The organism is Succinivibrio faecicola, assembly GCF_019448115.1.
GTDB classification, from domain to species: Bacteria; Pseudomonadota; Gammaproteobacteria; order Enterobacterales; family Succinivibrionaceae; genus Succinivibrio; species Succinivibrio faecicola.
In genome coordinates this window covers 50,657-75,155 of the sequence record NZ_JAGFNY010000001.1, presented here as the reverse complement: position 1 = coordinate 75,155, position 24,499 = coordinate 50,657, and the positions used below count along the sequence as shown (strand labels likewise).

At 35.6% G+C, this 24,499-nt stretch carries 23 protein-coding genes; 13 read left to right on the top strand and 10 right to left on the bottom strand.

Going from position 1 to position 24,499, the window contains the following annotated elements; translation table 11 throughout:
• Window positions 1-31: 31 nt before the first annotated feature.
• Window positions 32-697: an HAD family hydrolase gene (locus J5V48_RS00375; RefSeq protein WP_219935793.1), complete on the bottom strand. Its 666-nt coding sequence runs from the start codon at window positions 695-697 to the stop codon at window positions 32-34.
• A 99-nt stretch (window positions 698-796) separates the two neighbouring features.
• Here J5V48_RS00375 and apt point away from each other — a divergent pair, with 99 nt between their 5' ends.
• Both apt and dnaX read left to right on the top strand, forming a co-directional pair.
• The gene (gene apt / locus J5V48_RS00370; protein ID WP_219935791.1) at window positions 797-1,366 is read left to right on the top strand and encodes an adenine phosphoribosyltransferase; all 570 of its coding nucleotides are present in this window, start codon (window positions 797-799) and stop codon (window positions 1,364-1,366) included.
• A 16-nt stretch (window positions 1,367-1,382) separates the two neighbouring features.
• The gene (gene dnaX / locus J5V48_RS00365) at window positions 1,383-2,516 is read left to right on the top strand and encodes a DNA polymerase III subunit gamma/tau (protein ID WP_219935789.1); all 1,134 of its coding nucleotides are present in this window, start codon (window positions 1,383-1,385) and stop codon (window positions 2,514-2,516) included.
• Window positions 2,517-2,928: 412 nt separating this feature from the next.
• On the opposite strand, the gene J5V48_RS00360 is transcribed toward dnaX, so the two are convergent.
• On the bottom strand, window positions 2,929-3,156 hold the full coding sequence (locus J5V48_RS00360; RefSeq protein ID WP_219935787.1) for a hypothetical protein: 228 nt from the start codon (window positions 3,154-3,156) through the stop codon (window positions 2,929-2,931).
• Between the two features lie 133 nt (window positions 3,157-3,289).
• Here J5V48_RS00360 and J5V48_RS00355 point away from each other — a divergent pair, with 133 nt between their 5' ends.
• The 4 genes from J5V48_RS00355 (at window position 3,290) to J5V48_RS00340 (ending at window position 8,926) form a co-directional block, all read left to right on the top strand.
• The gene (locus J5V48_RS00355) at window positions 3,290-4,666 is read left to right on the top strand and encodes a hypothetical protein (protein WP_219935785.1); all 1,377 of its coding nucleotides are present in this window, start codon (window positions 3,290-3,292) and stop codon (window positions 4,664-4,666) included.
• Between the two features lie 430 nt (window positions 4,667-5,096).
• Window positions 5,097-7,343, top strand: a complete 2,247-nt coding sequence (gene pflB / locus J5V48_RS00350; protein WP_219935784.1) for a formate C-acetyltransferase — start codon at window positions 5,097-5,099, stop codon at window positions 7,341-7,343.
• A 67-nt stretch (window positions 7,344-7,410) separates the two neighbouring features.
• Entirely contained in the window at window positions 7,411-8,139 is a 729-nt protein-coding gene (pflA, locus tag J5V48_RS00345; protein ID WP_219935782.1) for a pyruvate formate-lyase-activating protein, read from the top strand.
• A gap of 10 nt (window positions 8,140-8,149) precedes the next feature.
• Window positions 8,150-8,926, top strand: a complete 777-nt coding sequence (locus J5V48_RS00340; protein WP_219935780.1) for a glycosyltransferase family 2 protein — start codon at window positions 8,150-8,152, stop codon at window positions 8,924-8,926.
• Between the two features lie 474 nt (window positions 8,927-9,400).
• Here the strand turns inward: J5V48_RS00340 and nadE are convergent, their stop codons facing one another.
• Window positions 9,401-11,239: an NAD(+) synthase gene (gene nadE, locus J5V48_RS00335; protein WP_219935778.1), complete on the bottom strand. Its 1,839-nt coding sequence runs from the start codon at window positions 11,237-11,239 to the stop codon at window positions 9,401-9,403.
• A gap of 109 nt (window positions 11,240-11,348) precedes the next feature.
• On the opposite strand from nadE, the gene glgX reads away from it, so the two are divergent.
• The 4 genes from glgX (at window position 11,349) to J5V48_RS00315 (ending at window position 16,738) form a co-directional block, all read left to right on the top strand.
• On the top strand, window positions 11,349-13,424 hold the full coding sequence (glgX, locus tag J5V48_RS00330) for a glycogen debranching protein GlgX (RefSeq protein WP_219935776.1): 2,076 nt from the start codon (window positions 11,349-11,351) through the stop codon (window positions 13,422-13,424).
• A 64-nt stretch (window positions 13,425-13,488) separates the two neighbouring features.
• Window positions 13,489-14,268 (top strand): conjugal transfer protein TraG N-terminal domain-containing protein, encoded by a 780-nt coding sequence (locus J5V48_RS00325; protein WP_219935774.1) that lies wholly within the window; start codon window positions 13,489-13,491, stop codon window positions 14,266-14,268.
• A gap of 280 nt (window positions 14,269-14,548) precedes the next feature.
• A complete protein-coding gene (locus J5V48_RS00320) occupies window positions 14,549-14,821 on the top strand; it encodes a hypothetical protein (RefSeq protein ID WP_219935773.1) in 273 nt (90 codons plus the stop codon).
• 288 nt (window positions 14,822-15,109) lie between these two features.
• Window positions 15,110-16,738, top strand: a complete 1,629-nt coding sequence (locus J5V48_RS00315) for an AAA family ATPase (protein WP_219935771.1) — start codon at window positions 15,110-15,112, stop codon at window positions 16,736-16,738.
• A gap of 52 nt (window positions 16,739-16,790) precedes the next feature.
• On the opposite strand, the gene J5V48_RS00310 is transcribed toward J5V48_RS00315, so the two are convergent.
• The 6 genes from J5V48_RS00310 to J5V48_RS00285 all read right to left on the bottom strand — a co-directional run bounded on the left by J5V48_RS00310 (window position 16,791) and on the right by J5V48_RS00285 (window position 22,049).
• The gene (locus tag J5V48_RS00310) at window positions 16,791-18,125 is read right to left on the bottom strand and encodes a phenylacetate--CoA ligase family protein (RefSeq protein WP_219935769.1); all 1,335 of its coding nucleotides are present in this window, start codon (window positions 18,123-18,125) and stop codon (window positions 16,791-16,793) included.
• 25 nt (window positions 18,126-18,150) lie between these two features.
• Window positions 18,151-19,038 (bottom strand): thiamine pyrophosphate-dependent enzyme, encoded by an 888-nt coding sequence (locus J5V48_RS00305; protein WP_219935767.1) that lies wholly within the window; start codon window positions 19,036-19,038, stop codon window positions 18,151-18,153.
• Between the two features lie 2 nt (window positions 19,039-19,040).
• Window positions 19,041-20,198 carry a pyruvate ferredoxin oxidoreductase gene (gene porA, locus J5V48_RS00300; protein WP_219935765.1) on the bottom strand — a complete coding sequence of 386 codons (1,158 nt, stop codon included), beginning with the start codon at window positions 20,196-20,198 and terminating at the stop codon, window positions 19,041-19,043.
• On the bottom strand, window positions 20,198-20,485 hold the full coding sequence (locus J5V48_RS00295; protein WP_219935763.1) for a 4Fe-4S binding protein: 288 nt from the start codon (window positions 20,483-20,485) through the stop codon (window positions 20,198-20,200). The genes porA and J5V48_RS00295 overlap by 1 nt, the downstream gene beginning before the upstream one ends.
• Window positions 20,482-21,012 carry a 2-oxoacid:acceptor oxidoreductase family protein gene (locus J5V48_RS00290; RefSeq protein ID WP_219935762.1) on the bottom strand — a complete coding sequence of 177 codons (531 nt, stop codon included), beginning with the start codon at window positions 21,010-21,012 and terminating at the stop codon, window positions 20,482-20,484. The genes J5V48_RS00295 and J5V48_RS00290 overlap by 4 nt, the downstream gene beginning before the upstream one ends.
• A gap of 92 nt (window positions 21,013-21,104) precedes the next feature.
• Window positions 21,105-22,049 carry a LysR family transcriptional regulator gene (locus J5V48_RS00285; RefSeq protein ID WP_219935760.1) on the bottom strand — a complete coding sequence of 315 codons (945 nt, stop codon included), beginning with the start codon at window positions 22,047-22,049 and terminating at the stop codon, window positions 21,105-21,107.
• 98 nt (window positions 22,050-22,147) lie between these two features.
• Between J5V48_RS00285 and J5V48_RS00280 the strand changes: the two genes are divergently transcribed.
• A complete protein-coding gene (locus J5V48_RS00280) occupies window positions 22,148-22,585 on the top strand; it encodes an RrF2 family transcriptional regulator (RefSeq protein WP_219935758.1) in 438 nt (145 codons plus the stop codon).
• Window positions 22,586-22,609: 24 nt separating this feature from the next.
• Here the strand turns inward: J5V48_RS00280 and J5V48_RS00275 are convergent, their stop codons facing one another.
• Window positions 22,610-23,101, bottom strand: coding sequence for a PTS glucose transporter subunit IIA (locus J5V48_RS00275; protein WP_219935756.1), 492 nt, complete (start codon window positions 23,099-23,101; stop codon window positions 22,610-22,612).
• Between the two features lie 182 nt (window positions 23,102-23,283).
• Between J5V48_RS00275 and J5V48_RS00270 the strand changes: the two genes are divergently transcribed.
• Both J5V48_RS00270 and J5V48_RS00265 read left to right on the top strand, forming a co-directional pair.
• Window positions 23,284-24,126 carry a 23S rRNA (adenine(2030)-N(6))-methyltransferase RlmJ gene (locus tag J5V48_RS00270; RefSeq protein WP_219935754.1) on the top strand — a complete coding sequence of 281 codons (843 nt, stop codon included), beginning with the start codon at window positions 23,284-23,286 and terminating at the stop codon, window positions 24,124-24,126.
• Between the two features lie 99 nt (window positions 24,127-24,225).
• A complete protein-coding gene (locus J5V48_RS00265; protein WP_219935752.1) occupies window positions 24,226-24,498 on the top strand; it encodes a hypothetical protein in 273 nt (90 codons plus the stop codon).
• Window position 24,499: the final 1 nt, after the last annotated feature.

Genomic DNA, 24,499 nt, shown 5'->3' with positions numbered 1-24,499 from the left:
CTTTTAAAGCCTGTGATTCTTTTTATATATCTTAGCAAAAAATGATTGAAAATATATCTTTTACATCTTTTGCAATATAGGTAGCGCCCCAGTTTGATACATCATCACACTCATTCGTGCCGTATCCCCATAAAGCTGCAATACTGTCTGTATTTGCAGCATTTGAGGCTGTTATATCATTCTTGTGATCACCTATATATACTGCTTGATCTGAGCTTAATCCCATTTTTTCAAGTGTCTTTAAAATTGGCTCTGGATGAGGTTTTGAATGAGAAAGTGAATCGCATCCAAGGATCAGTGTAAGATTTTTTGAAAACTCATATTTTGACAGTAGCTTTTTGGCCATAGCTTCATACTTGTTTGTAATGACAGCTGTTTTTATTCCTTTATTTGCAAGCTTTGCCATAAGTTCATTTATTCCATCAAAAGGAACAGTCCTGTCATTGATGTGCTCAGTATAATAGTTTGCAAAACAGTCTCTCATTACTGTTTCAACACCGGCACTGTCCCATTTATCTTTGGGTACAGACAGTTTCATCATCTCTCTCATACCGGCTGTAATCTTTGTTCTTAAAATACTTTCATCAAGTTTACTAAATCCGAATTTTTCAAGTGTGTAATTGCAAGCCTGCATAATATCTCTTGCAGTATCCAGCAAAGTTCCATCAAGATCGAATAGTACAGCTTTATATTTCATATCAGTTTGTTTATAACTCATTACTATTATTTTTATAAGCTGTAAGATTATCATAAAATTTTTGATAAAATGATGTAAAAATTTACTAGGGATCTAAAAATGACAGATACATCAAAGGTTAAGGATTTTGATAAAAGAGTTGAAATTTTAGGTAAATCCATTGCCTCAGTACAGGATTTTCCAAAAGAGGGTATTCTGTTTAGAGATATAACAACACTTCTTGAAAATGCAGATGCATTTAAAGAATCAATTGATCTTCTTTATGACATCTATAAGGATACAAAAGCTGACTGCATAGTTGCAGCTGATGCTAGAGGTTTTATATTTGGAAGTGTTCTTGCATATAAACTTGGTATTGGCCTTGTTCTTGTAAGAAAGAAAGGTAAATTACCAAGAAAGACTCGATCAGTTGAGTACAGTCTTGAATATGGAAAAAGCGTTCTTGAAATCAGTGAGAATGCTATAAAGGAAGGTCAAAGAGCAATTTTAATTGACGATCTGCTTGCAACAGGCGGTACAGCTAAGGCTATGGTTGAACTTGTAAACCAGGCAAAAGCAAAGATCGTTTCTTTTGCCTTTATTATTGAGTTATTTGACTTAGGTGGCAAAAAAGTGCTCAATGATCTTGGAGTTGATGTACTATCTTTAGTAAAATTCCCAGGTCATTAGTAAAAAAGATATAAACATGATTGAATCAAACTCACAGTATCAGGCTCTTGCAAGAAAATACAGACCACAGTGTTTTGAAGACGTTGTAGGTCAGGAACATGTTATCAATACTCTTATCAATTCTATTGAACAAAATAGAATTCATCATGCATACCTTTTAACAGGTACAAGAGGTATTGGTAAAACAACTATTGCAAGAATTATTGCAAAATGCCTTGAGTGTGAGAATGGTATCAGCGCTCATCCTCATATGGATGGATCTGAAAAATGCTCAAACTGCATCAGCATCCAAAACGGTGTGTTCCCTGATGTGATTGAAATTGACGGTGCATCTCAGACTAAGGTTGATGATACCAGGGCTCTGCTTGAAAATACACAGTATCCACCTATGCAGGGAAGATTCAAAATATATATTATTGACGAGGTTCATATGCTCTCAAACAGCAGCTTTAATGCGCTGTTAAAGACATTGGAGGAGCCTCCTGCATATGTTAAATTTATTCTTGCAACAACAGATCCACATAAGATCCCTACAACTGTTTTATCACGTTGCCTGAAGTTCCAGTTAAAAGCTTTAACAATAGAGCAGATTGCCTATCAGATTGACAATATCTGTAAAAAAGAAGGTATTGCTCTTGAAAATGAAGCATCCTACCTGCTTGCAAGAGCAGCAAAAGGCTCAATGCGAGATGCTCTTTCTTTATGCGATCAGGCTTTAGCACTTGGTAATGGCAACATTACAAAAGATACTGTACTGTCTATGCTGTCTACAGCAGGTGACAGCTTTGTAGTTCAGATTTTAGAGCTTTTAAAGACTAATTCACAAACTGATCTTGCAACTGTTCTTGATAATATCAGAGCAATTAGTCCTAATTACAAGAATCTTTTAGACGATCTTGTAACTGCTTTTCATGATCTTGCACTTTATCAGATGATGGGCAATAGAAACTCACTTAGAATCTATTCTCTTGATAATGCAATTTTGGATAATTATGCAAAATCATTCACAGCTGAAGCTGTTCAACTTTACTATCAGATCTGTCTTGCAGGTATTGAGGAGTGCAAGAATGCACCTGATCAGTCTACTGCCTTTGAAATGGCAGTTTTAAGACTGCTTGCATTTTCAGCTCAAAAAAAAAAGATTGGATAGGTGAAGACAACACTGTTATTATCACTGAGCCACTGTGTGATGATTCATTAACCCCGCTTGATTTATATCAGTCCTTCATTGCAGGTTCATATAATAAAAAAGCAGATGAAGAAACTGAAAATAATAACCTTATAGCCGATAGTGAGCAAAAGTCAGAGTCTAATTTAGAGACAAAAGTATCAGCTGATGATAAAACACAACTCAACAGTGAGCCTTTAATTGATAATTCTTTACAGACAACATCTGAACAATCAGTTTTAACTAACAATTCAGATAATGATAAGACATCTGTAAAATCAATAGTCCAGGAGAATATCGATGAAGCAAATGCTGTTGATGAGCCATCACAAATAACCATTGATGATATTATTGAAACTAAGATCCCAGAGAGTATTGATATTAATCAGGAAAATCATAATGTATCTGGTAAGGGTGATGAACTAAACGATCTTATTTCAGCTCTTAAGGCACAGTCTGATAGTACAGTTAAAGGCGGCAGCAAGAATAATGGTAAATTTACATCATTATTAAAAGAGGTATTAAATCCCCAGATTGATGTAGGTACTACTGCTGTTAAATCAAATATTCTTCCAAAATCAGCTCCAATTACAGCTCTTGATCTTAACGATGATCCATTCATAACATTAGTAAACTCTGTTGCAGACTATATAAAAGAGCTTATAGATTCTAAAAACAAATTTATAGAAAACAATAAATCAAAATCAGTAGGACAAACAAGTCACATTGAAAGTATTTCATCTTTAATATCAGACTTGTCACATAAGAATTCATCACAAACAGATAACAAGATTGCTGATGAACAAAATAGTTCTGATCCAAAAGATTTTACACTTACAGAACAAAAGGAAAGTGAAGAGCTTTCAATAGATGAGCAGTTAAGACAGGCTCAACTTGCAGCTTTAGGTCTTGATGAACAGCAAAAAGAACTAAATGAAAACCTAAAGGCTGAAGCAAAGCTTCTTAATGAAAAAGTTGATGCTTTGCAAGTTATAAATGAAGCAGAACAGAGTCTTAATGATTTCAAAAAGAATGATTCAGAGCAGTTTGTCTCATCAGATGATAGTCTCATTGAATTTGATTCATCCGTATCTGAAGAGAACAGCTCTGATAAAGATCTATTGGATAACTGTTATTCTGTTATCGATGTTTCTGATATTTTTGATGAAAAATCAGAACAGAATACTGTAATGATAAGAAAGGATATTCCTGATCTTTACAGTGTAATTGCAACAGTTAATTCAAATCTTTCAAATAATGAGAACAGCTCAGACAATACTTCAGTGAAAAACTATTCTGATGGTCTCTTGAAGGCTGTAAATGACAGTCTTTCAGGAATATTCGGAACTAACAGAAATATTGTAGATTCTTCTGTAAAAAGCGAAGATACAAATAAGAGTGTTACTGTCTCAACTGCACTTAATGATAGCATCGCTGATATACAGACAACTGATAATACACAACATAGTGCTGAGTATATAGATGACGATGACACAGATGAGTCTTACGATTCATATGATGGAGAATCAACAAGTACAACTGCTAGTATAGAGCTTCCTGTAGCAATCGATATTCCTCAATCAAGTCAAATAAATGCGGCGCTACCTGATGGCAATCCTATGAGTTTAAAAGCAGGGAATCTTGAGCTTATAGAGCAGGAGCAAAACTATGAGAACAGAGCCTTAGGAAGAAAACTTGAGACAAAGGATTTCTATCCTGATCTTTTAAAAGAAGATGACTGGTACAAAGACATTATAAACGCAGGATACACCTCAGGCCCAACCTATAGTGCACTTTGCTATTCAAACAGAATAAAGAATAGTGAATATGACTGGACTATTCAGATGTCATCAGATATGAATCTGTTATTACAGGCACCTGATTTTCATCATAATCTAAGAACAAAATTCTCTATATATATAGGTCATCCAATAGAGTTGAAACTTGAATCATACAAGGGAATTCCTCCAAACTGTCCTGAAGATAAAGCAAGACAGTGTTACCTAAATACAATAGATAAAGAAAGAAAAAATATGCTTTCAAACAGTAAATTAAAACTGTTTGTAGAGCATCTTGGAGACGATCTGTCTACTGTAAATCTTGGATTGTATACACAGCTGGACAAGAGCTGAAAGTAGCTGAATTATTAAACTTTAGGTGTGAAACAACATAGTTTTAATAGTTTGAAAAATTTTGATTAAAACACAGAATACTCCTGGTATTGATAGAGTATTTTGTGATTTTTTTTATGACTCATAAACAAAAAACTCTAGAAATTCATATCTCTCTTCTTAAAAAAATAATCGTATTTAATTCAAAATTAATGGTCATAGCAAATGTTTTTAAAATGGGTTTATTAACAAGGTTTAAATACTATTTGCTAACATACTGTATTATAAAGAAAAAATATTATTAAGAATTATTCTTAATTTAATTATTCTTTTTTTCTTTGTTATTCATATTTATATAGATATAATGCACTCGCAAATTAGAGATTAGTTCTCTTTAAAGATTAAATAAACTTAAGGCAATATACGTCTTACATTATTTCGGAGTTAAAGCATGATAGAGCAATGGCGCGGTTTTACCGGTTCACACTGGGTAGATGACGTTAATGTACGTGATTTTATTCAAAACAACTATACCCCTTATGATGGCGACGAATCATTCTTAGCAAAACCAACAGAAGCTACAGACAAGCTATGGGGCAAGTTACAGGAGCTTCAGCATCAGGAACGCGCTAAGGGCGGCGTACTTGATATGGAAACTGAGGTTGTTTCAGGTATCAATGCTTATGGTCCAGGCTACATCTCTGAAGAATTAAAGGATTTAGAAGCTGTTGTTGGTTTACAGACTGATAAGCCTTTAAAGCGTGCTTTCATGCCATACGGTGGTATCAAGATGGCTCAGGAAGCTTGCACCACCTACGGTTATACTCCAAATCCAAAGTTTGACCAGATCTTCAACGAGTACCACAAGACTCACAACCAGGCAGTTTTCGATGCATATACTCCTGAGATGAGACTTGCTCGTAAGAACAAGATCATTACTGGTCTTCCAGATACCTATGGTCGTGGCCGTATCGTTGGTGACTACCGTCGTGTAGCTTTATACGGTATCGACTTCTTAGTTGCTCAGAAGAAAGCTGATTTAGCTAACTGCGGTTGTGGCACCATGACTGACGACATCATCCGTCAGCGTGAAGAGTTAGCAGACCAGATCAAGGCTTTAAATGCTATGAAGGTTATGGCTGCAAGCTATGGCTTTGACATTTCTAAGCCAGCTAACAATGCTCGTGAAGCAGTTCAGTGGTTATACTTCGGCTACTTAGCTGCTATCAAGACTCAGAACGGTGCTGCTATGTCAGTTGGCCGTGTTTCAACATTCCTTGATATTTATATCCAGCGTGATATCAACGAGGGTACCTTAACTGAGGCTCAGGCTCAGGAGTTAATTGACCATTTAGTAATGAAGTTACGTATGGTTAAGTTTGCTCGTATCCCTTCATACAACCAGTTATTCTCAGGCGACCCAGTATGGGCTACCTTAGAGGTTGCAGGTTTCGGTATGGATGGTCGTCACATGGTTACTAAGAACGATTTCCGTTTCTTACACACCTTAGAGAACATGGGTCCATCACCAGAGCCTAACTTAACTGTTCTTTATACTTCAAAGTTACCAGAGAACTTCCGTAAGTATGCTGCTAAGATCTCTATCAACACCTCATCAATTCAGTACGAGAACGATGACGTAATGCGTGTTGAGTGGGGCGATGATTACTCAATCTGCTGCTGCGTATCAGCAACTCAGACTGGTAAGGAAATGCAGTTCTTCGGTGCTCGCGCAAACTTAGCAAAGGCTATGTTATACGCTATCAACGGTGGTATCGACTGCAAGACCGGTATGCAGGTTGGACCTAAGTTACCAAAGATCACTTCAGAGTACTTAAACTACGATGAAGTTATGGCTAACTATGACATCGTTCTTGAGTGGTTATCAAATCTATATGTAAATGTTCTGAACCTGATTCAGTACATGCACGACAAGTACTACTACGAAGCTGCTGAGATGGCTTTAATCGATACTGATGTTCGTCGTACTTTCGCAACTGGTATTGCTGGTTTCTCACACGTTGTAGACTCAATCTCAGCTATCAAGTATGCAAAGGTTAAGCCAATCCGTGATGAAAACGGCATTGCTGTTGACTTCGAAATCGAAGGTGATTTCCCACGTTACGGTAACGATGATGATCGTGCTGATAAGATTGCAGTATGGTTATTAAAGACCTTCTTAACCAAGTTAAAGAAGCGTCACACATACCGTGATTCAGAGGCTACAACCTCAATTCTTACCATTACTTCAAACGTTGTATACGGTAAGGCAACTGGTTCAACCCCTGATGGACGTAAGGCAGGTCAGCCTTTAGCTCCTGGTGCTAACCCATCATACGGTGCAGAGCAGTCTGGTTTATTAGCTTCATTAAACTCAGTTGCTAAGCTTCCATATGAGTATGCATTAGATGGTATTTCTAACACCCAGACCATCAGCCCAGATGCTTTAGGTCACTCTGAGGATGAGCGTATCAACAACCTGGTTAACGTTTTAGACGGCTACTTCGATCAGGGCCCTCACCACTTAAATGTTAACGTATTCGGTACTGAGAAGCTTTTAGATGCAATGGAGCACCCAGAGAAGCCTGAGTATGCAAACTTCACCATCCGTGTTTCAGGTTATGCTGTTAAGTTCATCGACTTAACCAAGGAACAGCAGATGGACGTTATCTCAAGAACTTGCCACAAGGCTATGTAATTTAGATAACTTATGATATCTTTAAAGGGCGCTTACGGCGCCCTTTTGAGTTTATACAGGATACAAAATGAAAGAAGGCTACATTCATTCTTTTGAGACTTTTGGTTCAGTTGATGGACCTGGAGTTCGTTTTATTATTTTTATGCAGGGATGTCCTCTGCGCTGCAAATACTGCCACAATCCTGATACATGGAAAATGAATGTCGGACAAAAGTTCGATGTTGATACAGTCGTAAAAAAAGCTTTACGCTATAAAAACTACTGGTCTAAAGGCGGTGGTGTAACAGTTAGTGGTGGTGAGGCATTATCTCAGATTGAATTTGTAACAGAGCTTTTCAAGGAATTTAAAAAGAATAATGTTCATACATGCCTTGATACCTCTGGTGGTACATATAGAGATGATGAAGAGTATCGATCACTTTTAGATGATCTCCTAAAGTATACAGATCTTATTTTACTTGATATAAAACATGCTGACAGTAAATGTCACAAGGATCTTACTGGTATCTCAAACGAGAATATTCTAAAATTTGCTCATTATCTTGATGAAAAGAAGATCCCTGTTTGGATAAGACATGTACTTATTCCAACAGTAACAGACAGCGATGAGCAGTTAACAGCTGTCAGAAAAATTATTGATTCTCTTTCTAATGTTCAGAAAGTTGAAATTCTTCCATATCATGGACTTGGTATTCATAAATACGAATCTTTGAATATAGAATACAAGTTTAAAGATATAGTTGAGCCATCAGCAGAGCAGATTGCTCACGCAAAGAAAATTATTGGTGCAAAATAAAGGATTACAGATGTTATCAATCATTATTCCAACAATGCAAAAGGATCTTGATGTTCTAAACAAACTTTTAACTCAGCTTGATGAGGATGATTCTGTTGGAGAGATCCTTGTTCTTGATAATTCATGCAAAGGTTTTTCACATAATTATAAGAAAGTTACTGTGCATGTTCAAAAAGAGAATCTTTTTGTAAATCCAGCCTGGAATCTTGGAATTAAGTTAAGTTCAGATAAATACAGATTCTTTGGAATACTGAATGATGACATTATTTTTCCAAAAAACATGTTTAAAGCCGTTTTATCATTTCTTGAAAAATCAGATGATTCTGTTGGTTTAGCAGGTATTGACTGTGCTACAAACACACCAAAGGCTCAGTTTGATACTTATCCAGAGCAAACAGATATTCAATTTGTTAAAGCTGATAAAATGAGGGGCTTCTTTGGTTCTGCATACTTTGGAAGAAAGGATCATTACTTTGAAATTCCTGAAGAAATGAAGGTTTTCTATGGTGATCATTTCCTTTTCACAAGAAATGTACAGGCTAACAGACAGAATTATTACATTACAAATTTAAAGGTGAAACACTTAGAATCATTAACTTCACACAGTTCAAAGTTCATTGCAAATCTGTTCAAAAAAGACAGAAAATACTGTATTAAGCATAATGGGGTAGAGTATCTTCACAGAACATTCTTACAGAGAATTTTCTCATTTACTTATTATCATGAACATTATGTTCTATGTCTTTTAGGTTTAAAGCTTAAGTTTAAGTGCAAGAAAAAAGAGTAGTAGATGAATTCAAAATAACCTGGCAAATGCCAGGTTTATTCATATATATTTCTTATATATTGCAGACTGCATAAATCAAAAACAGATAAGCAAAAGAATAATTTGAATGAGCTGTTAAACAAAATGATTAAGCTAAATTGGAAGGTTTTAAAAGATCTGATAAAAATCAAATGAGCTAAATCAGATCTTTTTCAGTGGGCTGTGACATCTATAAATAAATAACATTTATGATTCTGAAGTTATTTATAACATCAAAACAAACTTTTGGTATATATTTCATTTAATGAATACTTATACAGTTAGGTTCTTATATGGTTCTTTCTATATAATTAATTTAACATAATATAAATTATGCGAAGTTGAGTAAATACTGATATACATTCATTACTAATATTCCTCTTTATTTAAGAAATCCGTTTTGCTGGTATTTTTAGAAAAAACGCCTGAATATATGTTCAGACGTTTAAATGATAATTAGATATTCTCAAGTAATGATGAATAACCATCATTAAGTAATGGGAACAAAAATCCTGATTTTGCATTCAGATCAGTTGCTTCAATATGGAATGTGGTTGCAGATCTTTCTCTCTTCCACTGATTCTGAGCAAATTTCTTAAAGTATCTGATTACAAAGGTCTTAAGTTCTTCTCTTGAAAACTCCTTATATTCATTTGTTAGTTCATCAAGAATATATTTTGGCTGCATCAATTCAGACTGATGAAGCACATGAATTCTATCAAGAATTACATATGGCATCAGATCTCTTTCATCTGTCTGACCACCTGCACGAAGCTCTGCTGTAGGAGCCTGAGCTGAGATATATGACATATCTGGACAGTCAAGTTTTAAGCCATTCTTTTCAATTTCAAGACCATTATCTGCAATATGCTGATTAATCTTTAGAATTCTGCTCTTTGAAATATCACCGATTGGAGCTACACCACCACAGGTATCGCCATCCATTGTACAGTATCCTACAGCATCTTCTGATGCATTGCAGGTTGTAACAAGTAACTTGTTGTAACGGTTGGCCATCATCCAGATACCAGGACCTCTTGAACGAGCCTGAATATTCTGAAGTGTTAAATCATCGCGATCCCAGTTTAATGGATCACCTGGAGTTGTCTCATTTATTAAAGAAACATACTTCTCAACAAGATCTGCAATAGACCACTCAAAGTGTTTAGCACCAAGATTTGCAGAAACCTTTGATGCTGCTGTTCTTGTAACTGAGCCTGAAATTGCTGAGCCCTGGTAAACTGTTGTAAGAATCTGTGGCATCATATGCTGTTTAATAAAGGACTGCTCCTCTCCAGTATATGCAGGCACTGTAAATTTGAGTGACTCCATAAGAGCCTTATACTCATCATAACCAAGCTCTTTTAGTGCTGCAATCTGACCATAACAGATACATGTTGCACATAGACCAGAATCAGCACCACCTGACATTGATAAAGCAAAACCGTGTGAATGAGTTTTCTTCATCCAGTCAAATAAGCCTAGTGATACTGCTCTAACAATTGTGTCATACTCACCTAAATATTCATAAATACCGCTGTCTGCAGTTACTAATGATGCATCAGCAAAACTTAAGAATGAACCTCTTGCAACAAGATTACCCTTGTTTGCAATGATTGCATGTGAGTCGAATATATCAGAGCCACTTTCACAGCCAGACAGGTTTGTTGATAAAAGAACACAATCGTATGCTCTTGAAATTTCAAGAAGTTTTGCTTCTCTATCACCTACTGTATTTAGCTCATATCTTGTAGCTTCAGGACATACAATAACATCAGGATTTTCAAGAGTATCAAGATTACCATCATTGAATACTACAGCAATCTTATTTTCATTCACATAAATTTCAGATGCTGCATAGAATGAATCAGCACCAATGATAAATGTAAGTTCATCATCAAAAGGTGTGCAGAAATATCTAAGTCTCTGATCTTTTGCATTGTAGAAAGAAACTGGAGTACTTACACCCAGGATCTTACCTTTTTGTAAGATTACATAAGCATCATATACTCTACCGTCTGTTCCTACTAATGGCAGACCAACACCGACACTTATGCCCTCTGGAAGTTCATATTTGAGATTAAACAGGGAATTTAGAGCTGCTTTTGTAAGTTCTTGGTGATTAAACAGGTCACCGCAGTTATATCCGGTTAAACTTAATTCAGGAAAAGCGACGAAAGTAATACCTTTTGCTTTTGCCTGATTTGTAATTTTTAAAATCTTGTTATAATTGCCAGTGATATCTAGAGGAATTGTATTGATGCGACCTAGTGCAAAGCAATTTATATTTGACATGTTAAAATAATCCTCATAAAAATGATATATGCAAAAATAGCACAAAATTATTATAAAAACTTAATCACGCTCCAAAAAAGAGCAACTAATTGAATATAAGGATCCTTTTGTGAACAAAAACAATTATGTTATTTCTGTTGGTCACTGCAGAGAACTTGGTGCAACAATTGAAAAAGATGGTGTAAACTTCGCTTTATGGTGCCCTGATGCTGCAGAAATTGAACTACTTCTTTTTAAAAATAAAGACGACGATTCACCAGAAATTATTAACCTTTCATCAACTGTATTCAAATCAACATATTTCTGGCATGTAAAGGTTTTAGGTCTTAAGGCTGGACAGATATACGCATGGCGTGTAAAAAAAGCAGTAACAGAAAATAGTAAATCTGTTGAACTAAACAAGGTTCTGCTCGATCCATACTCAAAAAGAGTTATTTTTCCGACAGAATATAAAAGATTCCAGCATGATGATGAAAAAGAGAATTTCAGATGCTCTCTAAAGAGTGCCGTCATTGATATTGATGATTATGACTGGGGTATTGAGACATTCCCACACCATTCTCTTGAAAATACCATCATCTATGAAATGCATGTAAAGGGATTTACTGCCGATAAATCTTCAAATATCAGTGATGATATCAAAGGTACATACAGAGGCCTTATTGAAAAGATCCCTTATTTAGTAGAACTTGGTGTAACAACCGTTGAACTGATGCCTATTTTCCAGTTCGATGAAAATGATGCAAGACCTGGACACAAGAACTATTGGGGATATTCTCCAATGGCATTTTTTGCTCCTCATGACTGTTTTAGTTCAGATAAGTCTATTATGGGACCTATCAATGAATTTAGAGATATGGTCAAGGCTCTTCATAAAAATGGTATCGAGGTTATTCTTGATGTGGTTTATAACCATACGTCTGAAGGAGACGAGCAAGGTCCTACATACTGTTTTAAAGGACTTGATAAAAACGGTTATTACATCATTAATAACGGTTTTCACCAGAACTTCTCAGGTTGTGGTAACTCATTAAATGCAAATCAGCCTGTTGTCAGAAATATGATCTTAGATTCTCTTATTTTCTGGCATCAGAAGATGCATGTTGATGGTTTCAGATTTGATTTGGCATCTATTCTTACAAGAGATAAGACCGGTGCTCCAATGAATGACAACTCTACTCTGCTCACCATTGATGCTCATGCAAGTCTGGCTGATGCAAAAATCATTGCAGAACCTTGGGATGCTGGTGGACTTTATCAGCTAGGTGCAATATCAGGCAGCAAGTGGCGTGAGTGGAATGGTCAATTCCGTGATGATGTAAGATCATTTATGCGTGGTGACTCAGGCATGGTCAAGAAGTTTGTTTTACGACTTTTAGGATCTCCTGATATTTACAACGAACATAACGTTGATCCACAAAAATCAATCAACTTTATTACCTGTCATGACGGCTTCACACTGTATGATCTGGTGTCTTATGCTGAAAAGCATAATGATGCTAACGGTGAGCACAATAACGACGGTAATAACAACAATTATTCTGCTAATTATGGTTATGAAGGTGAATGTGATGACAAGAATCTTAATGCATTAAGACTTCGTCAGGCTAAAAACTTTATGGCAATTACAATGTTATCCTTTGGTACTCCTATGATCTGTATGGGAGATGAAGTTTTAAGAACACAGAAAGGTAACAATAATGCATATTGTCAGGATAATGAGTTAAGCTACATGAAATGGGATCTTGATGAAAGACAAAAGGAAATGTTTAATTTCACCAAATCTTTAATCAGATTATCCCGTTACGGTCAGATTAAACATAAATCTGACAGTCCTCATAACAAGCTAGATTCAGCTCTCAAGAATGCGAAAGTACAGTGGCATGGTACAAAACCATTCCAGCCTGACTGGTCTGATATGTCACACTCTGTCGGTTTCCTATACTTCTATCCAAAGCTTGATCTGTATGCTTACGTATTTGTTAACGCTTACTGGAAAGATCTGACAATTGAAGTTCCATGTATTCCTGGCCATCTTGAGAAGAACTGGTATCAGTTTATAAATACCTCATTAGGACCTGGTGAGGATGTAACTTCATACTATATGTCAAAGCATTATGGTCCAGGTAAGAGACTCAAGGTTAAGAGCCGATCTATAGTAATGCTACTTTGTCCTAGTGCTTAAATAATGTTAAAAAGCCCGTTTTTTACGGGCTTTAAAATTTCTTAAAACTAATTTTTTGCATGTAATGAATGACCTTGCTACAGCAATGATGTTAGCTCAGGCTCGTCGTCAGCGTAATATGCAATGGTCTTCTGAAGGCACAATGTTCCAAAAGACAATGCGTCCTATCATGACCTTTATGGAAGGCTTTACCTACGCTATTACTCCTTTTTGTGGTTTCTTAATCCTTATGGGAATGTTTGGTCTAAAACTTTCCTTAAAGTATTTCATGCTTGTTGCTTGGGTCCAGTCTTGGCTTCCTTGCATTGCTATTGCAAACAGCTATCTAAATACAACAATGCAGAGAGCTATTCTTAACTTTGCTGGTGCAGGAAATTACAAAGGATATAACTTTGACTCACTTCACGGCGTAAAGATTCTAGCTGATACTACTGAGGATTTTATTGCTACAGGTGGTATGTTTTTAGGTGCAATTCCTGTTATTACACTGTTTATCTTCTCTGGCTCTGTATATGCTCTAAATTCATTAGCTACACGTATGAATGGACAGGATTTTATCAACGAAAAGATTGCTACTCCAGATATTATAAATCCTGCTGCTGTAATGCAAGGAACATCTCAATTAACATCTCAGTTTGGTGTATCTTCAGCAACAGGTTTTGATAATGTTCTTGGCTCTATAACTTACAGAACTGGTGGTACACACATGACCACAAGTTCATTATCAAATATGGCAACTGCTGGTTTTAATGCTCTTACTGGTACTGGTATAACAAATACAGAAGCAAACCAAAGTGGTCTTAATAGTAATATTATGTGTCACAGCCCACTGAAAAAGATCTGATTTAGCTCATTTGATTTTTATCAGATCTTTTAAAACCTTCCAATTTAGCTTAATCATTTTGTTTAACAGCTCATTCAAATTATTCTTTTGCTTATCTGTTTTTGATTATTGCTTAGTCATTTTTGCTAGAAGCTCGGTCATTTTGTAATAGAGCTCACTAGATTTTGATTTTGTTGGTCTTTTTGTGAAGAATTTTTGATAGGATGGGCTTATCTATAGGTTTTATTAAGGGAAACAGACTCTCCCTGGAAAGTTGCGTCTGTCTCCCACACGTAAGTGCATGAATATATTACCACAGTCTTACTTTAACGAAGCTCTTTCTTTATTCTTTCTTGCAAAAAATCTACATGCTTGCAGGAGAGTTCTTGAAATCATTGATTCCTCCGCTCCTTTTACTCAGCTAATTACGTCCTTAGGAGTTGAATTTACCACCTTTAAGTTTGTTTTTCAGAATAACGAAATCTCCCCACTTGAGCACCTACAGGAGCTTAATGCTGATGACCTAATTGAGATTGAATTGAGAAGATATCAAAAAGTCATTCAAACACTGTAATTTATATTGCTTCTGTGAAAGAATTATGAAGAAAATATATGGTGAGTTCGAAATGGTAGATGATAATCCTTCAGCAAAAGAAGGTGATGGTTCAAAATTCAACCTTCTTAACAATTAAAAATTAACTTCAAAATCCTAGAAAGACCGATTATAGATCGGACTTTTTGCATGTTTATCATTAGGTTCATTTTTCATATAACTACTCTATTTTTCAAATATTCGTTTATCCAATCTTTATCAATATCATTGTTGCAATATATAATAAACGACAATATAGGAGATTGATGGATGAAAACAATCAGTAACTCATGGTCTTTTACTGATTTTTTAGATGATAATTACATCTATATAGATAAAACAGAAAACATTTATAACCTGTTAAAAAATGAAAAGAAAGTTTTCATCTCAAGACCTCGTAGATTTGGAAAATCCTTAACACTAGATACCATAGGAACTTTGTTTGAAAATGGTGTAAATCCATATTTTAAGGATACCTGGATCTATGATAAATGGACTGAACCTACATATCCTGTTCTTAGACTTGATTTTTTAAAATGCTCTGTCACAGATGTTGATGATTTTAAAAATCAATTTGCCCTTATTCTTAACAGATTTGCATTAAAACACAAAATATCTGAATATGTACAAAATTCAGATCCTGCAACTGCTTTGGATAACCTATTAGAAGGTCTAAAAGCAGAAGATAAAAAAGTTGTTATTCTTATTGATGAATACGATAGACAGCTAACAGCAAACATATCCAAACCAGATTTATATAATAAATTCTCTGAAATATTGCACAGAATCTATGCAGTTTTAAATAATAATACTTCAATTAAATTCCTTGCAGTTACTGGTGTTACAAGACTAAAAGATGATGCTATATTTTCAGTTGGAACTGACATAAAAGACATTTCATATTACAGCGAATACTCACAGCTTATTGGTTTTACAAGAGATGAAATCAAGCATTTTTATTTTGAATATTTAAAGCTTGCAACTGCATACGAAAATAGGATCTGTGTAGATGAAGTAAATGATTCATTGTTAAACTCAATGCTAGATAAGATAGCCTATTACTATGATGGATATTGTTTTGATGAAATGTGTAATAAAACGGTATTATCTACCTGGTCTGTAAACAACTTTTTCCAGGAGGTTAAATCATCTGGCGAAGTTACTTTTGGAGATTATTGGTTTGAAAATGGTGGAATACCATCCATACTTGCAAACTATCTAAAGGATCACGAATTAAAAGCTTTTGATTATCTTGATGAAAATAGCGCAGTTACTGTTTCTACAAATAGCTTTTTAAATCCAACATCACTACTAAACATTGATCAGAATGTTCTGATGTGCCAGACTGGTTATTTGACATTACGCTCATCTTTATCATCAGGTGAATCTAAAATCGACCTAGGTATTCCAAACAGAGAAATATATAAAGCGCTATTGCAGCTTATTTCTTTAAATTTCTTTTGTGATAACGTATCAATCAGAAATGATAAAAGAGAGAATATTCTAGATTGTGGTAATGCTAGAGATATTATCGAGTTATTCAATAAAGCAATAAATACTATTGCCTATGATAAATTTCCGATTAAATCTGAACATGCACTTGAATCATTAATAATGCTCTACCTTTTAGGTGCTGGTGTTGATGTATGTTCCGAATCACATTCATCAAAAGGAAGATCTGATTTAAAAATCGAAAGAGAAAATAGAAGAATTGTCATTGAGTTTAAATTTGCGAAAAATGAAAAAGAAGCAAAAAATAAACTTAAAGAGGCTGTAGAACAGATTAGAAATCGAGACTATGGTAATACGCTGCCATTAAAGAGTGATCTTTTAAGAATTGCAGCTGTTTACAATTCTGATCCAACTGTCAGAAAAATCAGTGATTTTGAACTTGTTTAATCATATAAAAAGAGCGTGAGTTTATCACGCCCTTGTTTTTGAAAGCTGAATATTATTCAGGCTTTGAAGTTCTCTCGTCAATAATACGCTTTGACTTATGCTCAGAACGTGTATTCAGATCGCCGTCCTTGTGAACAACAACTGAATATGGCTTAACACCGATTCTTGCCTTTAGTGACTTAGAAACTAAATCTGCTACATTCTCATCAGAATCTAAGTTGTCAAACTTCTTCTCAACCTCAACTGAGTACTTGCAGGTAAAGTCCTTCTCAAAGATTCTGATTAGATACTCGCCTGTAATACCAGAAATTGAACGGATACCTGCTTCAACGTCTGATGGGAATACGTTAACAGCTGATACAATGAACATATCATCCTTACGGCCTAAAACATGGATTCTGCCATGAGTTCTACCGCACTTACACTTACTTGTATCAATCCAGCCAATATCACCGGTACGGAATCTGATTAGAGGACGAGCATGCTTTCTTAAAGTTGTAAACACAAACTCACCCTTTGAACCTGGAGGTAATACCTTACCAGTTGCAGGATCAACAGTTTCAACAAGAATGTGGTTTTCAGCAATGTGAAGACCATCTTTGTATTCACACATTGCAGCACATGCACCGAAAATATCTGACAGACCGTAGAAGTCAAATACCTGTGCGCCCCATAACTCTTCAATTGCATTTCTTGTTGCAGAAATTGAGCCACCAAGCTCACCTGCTACGATGATGGTCTTGATATTCAGATCTTTCTTAGGATCGATACCGCTCTTAAGAGCCTTCTCACCTAACTGCCATGCATATGATGGAGAAGTCCAGATTACTGATGGCTGATATGTCTTTAATACCCATAATAATCTTTCTGATGGTAAGGTACCGCCCCAGATACATAGAGCACCTGTTCTCTGAGCACCGATTACGTCAGGACCACCAACATATAATGAGAAATTTAAAGCATGAACATAACGATCTGTAGGTCTCATGCCAACCTGCCAGAACCAGCGAGCTTCTGTATCCTGGAATTCATCAAAATCCTTCTGAGTAAATGGAGAAATTGTTGGAACACCAGTTGAACCTGATGATGTTGAAATAAACACAACATCCTTCTCATCTACAGCACAAAGCTCACCTAAGAATGAGCCTACGCCCTGAGTATCACGCTGAGTCTTCTTGTTGATGAATGGGAACTTCTCGATATCCTTTAAAGTCTTAATATCAGATGGTTTAACACCAGCTTCATCAAATGAGCGCTTGTAGTATGGAGAATTGTCATAAGCAAACTGAACAATCTCTTTTAGATCCTTAAGCTGATTTGCCTCAAGCTCTTCTCTTGGCATACATTCTAAGTGTTCGTCCCAATATTTTGAATCATTGATTGGCATTTGTAGCTAACCTCTTTTCGTTTTCCTAGTTAAAGTACTTGTTTAAATAATCCCATTTCTTATTGCGTGAAGCTTCAATCAGTTGAATATCCTCATCAGTTAGATGCTTGAAACGCCCCTGTTTTTTGATGTATGTTGCTACATCAGAAAATTCTTTTATCTTGCGGTTAAGCTTATATTCACCGTTTTCAAATTCAGCAAGATACCATAAACCGCAATCAACAACTTCCTTTGCAATGTCCACACAATCTTCAGTCTTGATACCCCAGCCAGTTGGGCATGGTGCAATAATATGAATATATTTTGTGCCCCTGATAGAAGCTGCCTTTTCAACCTTTTTCATAAAATCAGGAAGGTAACCTATTGATGCTGTAGCTGCATATGTAATACCGTGAGCTGCAACAATCTCGAACATATTCTTCTTGTTGTGAAGATTGCCTTTTATTACACTTCCAACTGGTGTTGTAGTTGTACGTGCGCCAAATGGTGTAAGTGAGCTTTTCTGAATACCTGTATTCATATAAGCTTCGTTGTCATAGCAGATATACAGAATGTCATCATTTCTATCTATCGCACCTGACAGAGCCTGGATACCGATATCAGCAGTGCCACCGTCACCTGCAAAGCCTACAACTTGAAAATCTTTTTTACCTAGTGCCTTAAGACCAGCCTGAATACCTGTCATCATTGATGCTGTGCCTGCAAAAGTTGAAATAATCGCATTATTTGCAAAGCTAAGCTGAGGAAAATTAAAACCAACAGCTGACATACAGCCTGCAGGAAGAACAGCAACTGAGCGTCTACCTAAAATCTTAAGAGCAATTCTAACTGCAAGAGAACCACCACATCCTGCGCATGCTTTATGGCCGTAAAATAACTCATCATCGCTAATTGTTTTTACATTTACTGCCATGGTTATTCTCCAAGTCCCACGAACTTAACAACACTTTGTTCGTTCTTTAAATCTTCAAAAATTTCATCAATCTGTTTTGGCTCGATGTTTCTTCCGCCAAGACCGGCAATATAGTTTGATGAAGCAATATTCAATCTAGCTTTTTGTAATGCTGAGTTTACATTTGTATAAACAGTTCCCTCATTACCAAAAGAGATATCCTTTTCAAGAACGCCAATAGCCTTTACTGACTTTAAGATCTGAACAATCTGTTCATTTGGGAATGGTCTTACATATCTGATACGTAAAAGACCAACTTTCTGACCTTTTTCTCTTAGAGCATCTACTCTATCTTTTACAAGACCGGCAATAGTGCCTAAGGTTACAATTACGTAGTCAGCATCGTCACATAAATATGACTCAACAAGACCTGAATAACGGCGATTGAAGAGCTTTGCAAATTTATCTTCACACTCGTCAATTACTCTTTTTGCATTGAGCATTCCGATATGCTCTTTGAACTTGAATTCAGTATTGGTATCAGGACCTGCTGAAAATCCCATATTTACAGGATTATCAAGATCCATCTTGTTTTCAGTCTGATAAGCTGGCAGGAAGCTGTCAACTGTTGACTGCTCTGGAATATCAACTACCTCATATGTATGAGTAAGTGTAAAACCATCCAGGTTTGCCATAAATGGGGTTGATACATCCTTGTGTTCAGCTATATAAAAACTCATTAGTGCAAGATCTAAAGCTTCCTGAGCGCTTCCTGCATATGCCTGAATCCAGCCTGTATCAAGTAAAGATAAAGAATCTCTCTGATCACCGTAGATATTCCAAGGCAGCGCGGTTGAACGGTTTGCGTTCATCATAACGATTGGGAATCTTCCGCCTGCAGCATATGTTAAGCACTCGGCCATATATAAAAGGCCCTGTGATGATGTTGCAGTAAAGGTTCTTGCACCAACAGATGAAGCTCCCATTGCAGCAGAAAGAGCTGAATGCTCAGATTCAACATGAATGAATTCAGAATTTAATTTACCTGATGCCACAAACTCAGATAACTTTTCTACAACAGTAGTCTGAGGAGTAATAGGATAAGCTGAAATCACATGAGGTCTTGCAAGAGCAACACCGCGAGCGAAAGCATCGTTACCTGATAAGAACTCTCTTGTCATTATTTTTCGCTCTCCATTGTTATTGCACCTTGTTTACATATCTTTTTACAGATTCCGCATCCTTTGCAAAAATCATAGTCAATTCCAACTGACTTACCCTTCTTGAAAATTGTTCCATCAGGACAGTACAGATAACATAAATTGCAGCCGTTGCACTTTGACTCATCAACAACAGGTTTTTCATTTCTCCATCCTGAATTAACTGCTACAAGACCGGGTTTATAGCAAGGAGCAAAAGGAATTTCATCAAGAGTGAATGTTTTTTTATCTCTCAACACAACTTTCATACACGCTCCTTAATTGTGTCATAAGCCTTCTGTATTACCTTGCAGTTAACTTCACGAAGTTTTGCACTCATACTCTGATTTACAGCATTGAATAAGTCTTCAAGTTCTACGCTGTCGCAAACTGCTGCAATTGCACCCAGGATAACTGTATTTGTAATTGGAAGTTTTAGTATTTCAAGGGCGATTGAAACACCATCAATACAGATAACTCTTTCATCTTCGATTTTGTTTTTGGTGCATACAATAATCTTTCCACCTTCTTTTAATTCATTGAAGGCTGACTGTGAAAATAAGGTATCATCAAGAAAAACTACATAATCAGCTTTACTGATTTCAGAACGATCTCCAATAAATCTATCTGACAGTTTTGTAAAAGAGCGTATTGGTGCGCCTCTTCTCTCTGGACCAAATGATGGAAATGCCAGAGCATAGCTGTTGCTGTTCTTTAGTGAATAGGCAGCACCTAAAAGTCTTGCTGCTGTAAAGGCACCCTGTCCACCTCTACCGTGCCATAAAAATTCAAGCATTTTGATACCCTAAAAAAAAATCTAGGCATAGTATGCCTAAATTTTGTATATAACACTAATACTTAATTTTGATAATGAAATATAGTTATTTGTTATAACTTAAGCTGATCTTCAAGACCAAGTTCCTTAAAATAATTTTTAATTTGTTCAATGTACATCTTTCCCATTGAGCTTAATACCTGGTTCTTTTTGCAGATATAGCAAATCTCCATGTTATCGTCTTCATCATTGTCACCTGGCTTAAATGGCACAGCAACTGAATCAGAGCCGTTTAACTCATCACAGATGATTCCTGAACACAAAGTAAATCCGTTAAGTCCTTTCATAAGATTTAACATGGTAGCTCTGTCATTAACCTTTACAGCTCTTGTATATTCCTTGGTTGAATAGATTTCTTCTGCAAAATAGAAAGATGAATTATCGCCCTGCTCAAAAGACAGTGATGGATAATTTTCAAGATCAGAAAATGTAATAAGATCTTTATTTGCCAAAGGATGATCCTTGTAAAGATATACATATACCTGGCAGTTGATGATAGGATGGAACTCAAGATCTGATGCATTAAGAAGCTTCATGATCAGGTTTCTATTGAAATTAGACAGATAAAGAATACCGATTTCACTCTTTAATGTGCTTACATCGGTAATTACCTCTCTTGTTTTTGTCTCTCTTATGGCAAAGTCATACTCAGAGGTATCAAACTTTTTGACCATTTCCACAAATGACTTAATTGCAAAGGAATAATGCTGAGTAGAAATTCCAAATTTTTTCTTTAATGAGCTGTTTTTACCGAATTTATCAAGTAATGACTCATACTGATGATATACCTGCCTTGCATAGGTAATAAAATCGACACCTTCATTAGTCAGGGAAACACCTCTGCCAGATCTGTAAAAGATCTTTATTGAAAATTCATCTTCAAGATCATGAATTGCGTTTGAAAGGCTTGGCTGTGATACATACAGGATCTGAGCTGCCTTATTAAATGAGCCTGTTTCTGATATTGCTATTGCATAGCGCAATTGAGTTAAAGTCATAAGCTATCCTGACATTTATTTGTATATTCTATTGAAATTATACACTATTCCTATTAAAATAGTAAGTATTAAGATAATTGTTTATTAAAGGCGTGTCAATGAAAATTTCAACTAAAGGGCGTTACGCTTTAAGACTAATGCTTGATCTTGCAGAACATCAGAATGGATCTTATATAACTTTAAAAGAAATTGCAGCAAGACAGGAAATTTCTAAAAAATACCTGGAACAAATTATTCCTGTATTAAACAAATCAGGTTTTTTAAAAACATCAAGAGGCTTTCAGGGCGGTTATCAGCTAAACAAAGAGCCAAAAGAATACACTATTGGTGATATATTAAGAGTTACAGAGGGAAATTTAGCTCCTGTATCATGTCTTGAGTGTTCACCTAACACTTGTCCAAGGGCTGCAACATGTATTACTCTACCTGTATGGGAGGGATTACACAAGGTTGTAAATGATTATCTGGATTCTGTTACACTTGCAGATCTTCTTGAAAGAAAACAGTCTTTCTATGCAAATGATTATGTGATCTGATTTTAAGCCAGCACTGCTGGCTTATTAGATATTAACTAGAACAGAATTGAAATCGACAGATTTGAATGAACCAAATCCGTAGGTAATTTCGCTTTTTTTCTGCTTTAAAGTAAGTGTGCAGATAAAGTTTCTGTCAATCTTAAAGAGCTCTTCTCTATCAAAAGTCAGCAAAAGCTCACCTTCCTTAACATTATCTCCTTCTTTAATATTCAGATTGAAGGCTGATAATGGATACTTATCTCTTAAAAGGCCAAAGTTTAGAATCACAAAAAAGGTTTCATTAGAAATGGTAAGACCATTGTGATATCGTGAAATCTTTTTTATCTGTCCTGTTATAGGAGCATGTACCTCATTTGAGGTTGGAATAACACCTATGGAAATTCCGATTACATTATGAGATATATTCACATTATTAATAAGTTTTGATGGAATGAGCGTTCCTGCAAAAGGAGACAGAACTCTGCTTTGGCCATTGAATGTTAGATAATCAATAAGTGCAATGAGTTTTTTGAACATACAAACCTTTATTTATACTTTTTTATGGATAATAAAGTATTCTGCAGATTTTGCATTAACTTTTGACTGGTATTATGCTCTATTTCACATACATACTTGTTTAAAGATGATGCTTTTGTTGAACATTGGTATATCTATCTTTATAATTATGCCGTTGTTTTTTCCTTTTTCTGGAGTTTCTCATGTTAAGTTATAAGCATGGATTTCATAGCGGAAATCACGCTGATATTATCAAACATATTACCTTATGTCTTTTACTAAGATCTCTTAATAAAAAGGATAAACCTTATACTCTAGTTGATACACACTCAGGATCTGGCATATACAGTCTTGATGGCTTTATGGCATCAAAAAATCAGGAATATAAAACAGGTATTAGTAAGATTGAAAACAATAAGATTTTAAAAAACCTTGTTCCTGAGTTTTATGAAGTCTTGGACAAGTGCCGTGAAGGACTTTCAAATTCATATCCAGGATCTCCATTTTTTGAGCAGCATCTTACAAGACAGGATGACAGACTTGTATTTATTGATCTGCATCCTAATGAGTATGAAAATTTAAAAAACAATTTTAAAAAAGATAAAAGAATCACTATTCAGAACACTGATGGTCTTAAAGCTACTAATGCACTATTACCGCCTAATCCAAGAAGAGGACTTGTTCTAATTGATCCTGCCTATGAAGAAAAGAATGAATACATAGAGCTTGTAAAGACCATTAAGAATGCTCTTCATAAATGGCCTCAGGGTATTTTTGCCATCTGGTATCCCGTGCTTGGAAAAATGCGTGATCATTCCAAGAATCTTACTAATGATTTAAGACGTCTTAATGCTCCGCTCATGCAGGTTGAACTGTGTATCGAAGAGCAAGAGGAGGTATTTGGAATGTGTGGCTCTGGAATGCTTATTCTAAATTATCCTTATATGCTTGATACTGAACTTGAACCTGTTTTAGATGAGCTTTATAAGGCTTTGGGTAAAAAAGGCGCAAGTGCAAGACTTAAAGTAATAAATCCACAGCCTTAATCAAACAAAAAACAGGTGCAAATGCACCTGTTTTTTGTTTTTGAAATTGAAATTTTGATTTAATTTCCTATCATAAAAAATAAAGAGAAAGGATTTATTATGAAATATATAATGATGCTTCTATTGGCACTGTGTGCTCAGGCTCAAAGCTTTGAGCTTGATGAGTCTGCCGTAAATGATGGTAGAAAGGCTATGTCAACTCAAAAGGATATATCTACCATGTCTTTATCAAATGATGAAAACTCTGTAGTTATTGAGCATGACAGAAAAAAAGGCAAAATAGAAAATGACAGTGATGGATTGAAGCTTGAAGGTGTAAGTAGAAAAGATATCGAGACTATTGAGAAAGCAACAAATATCTTCAAACCTTAAA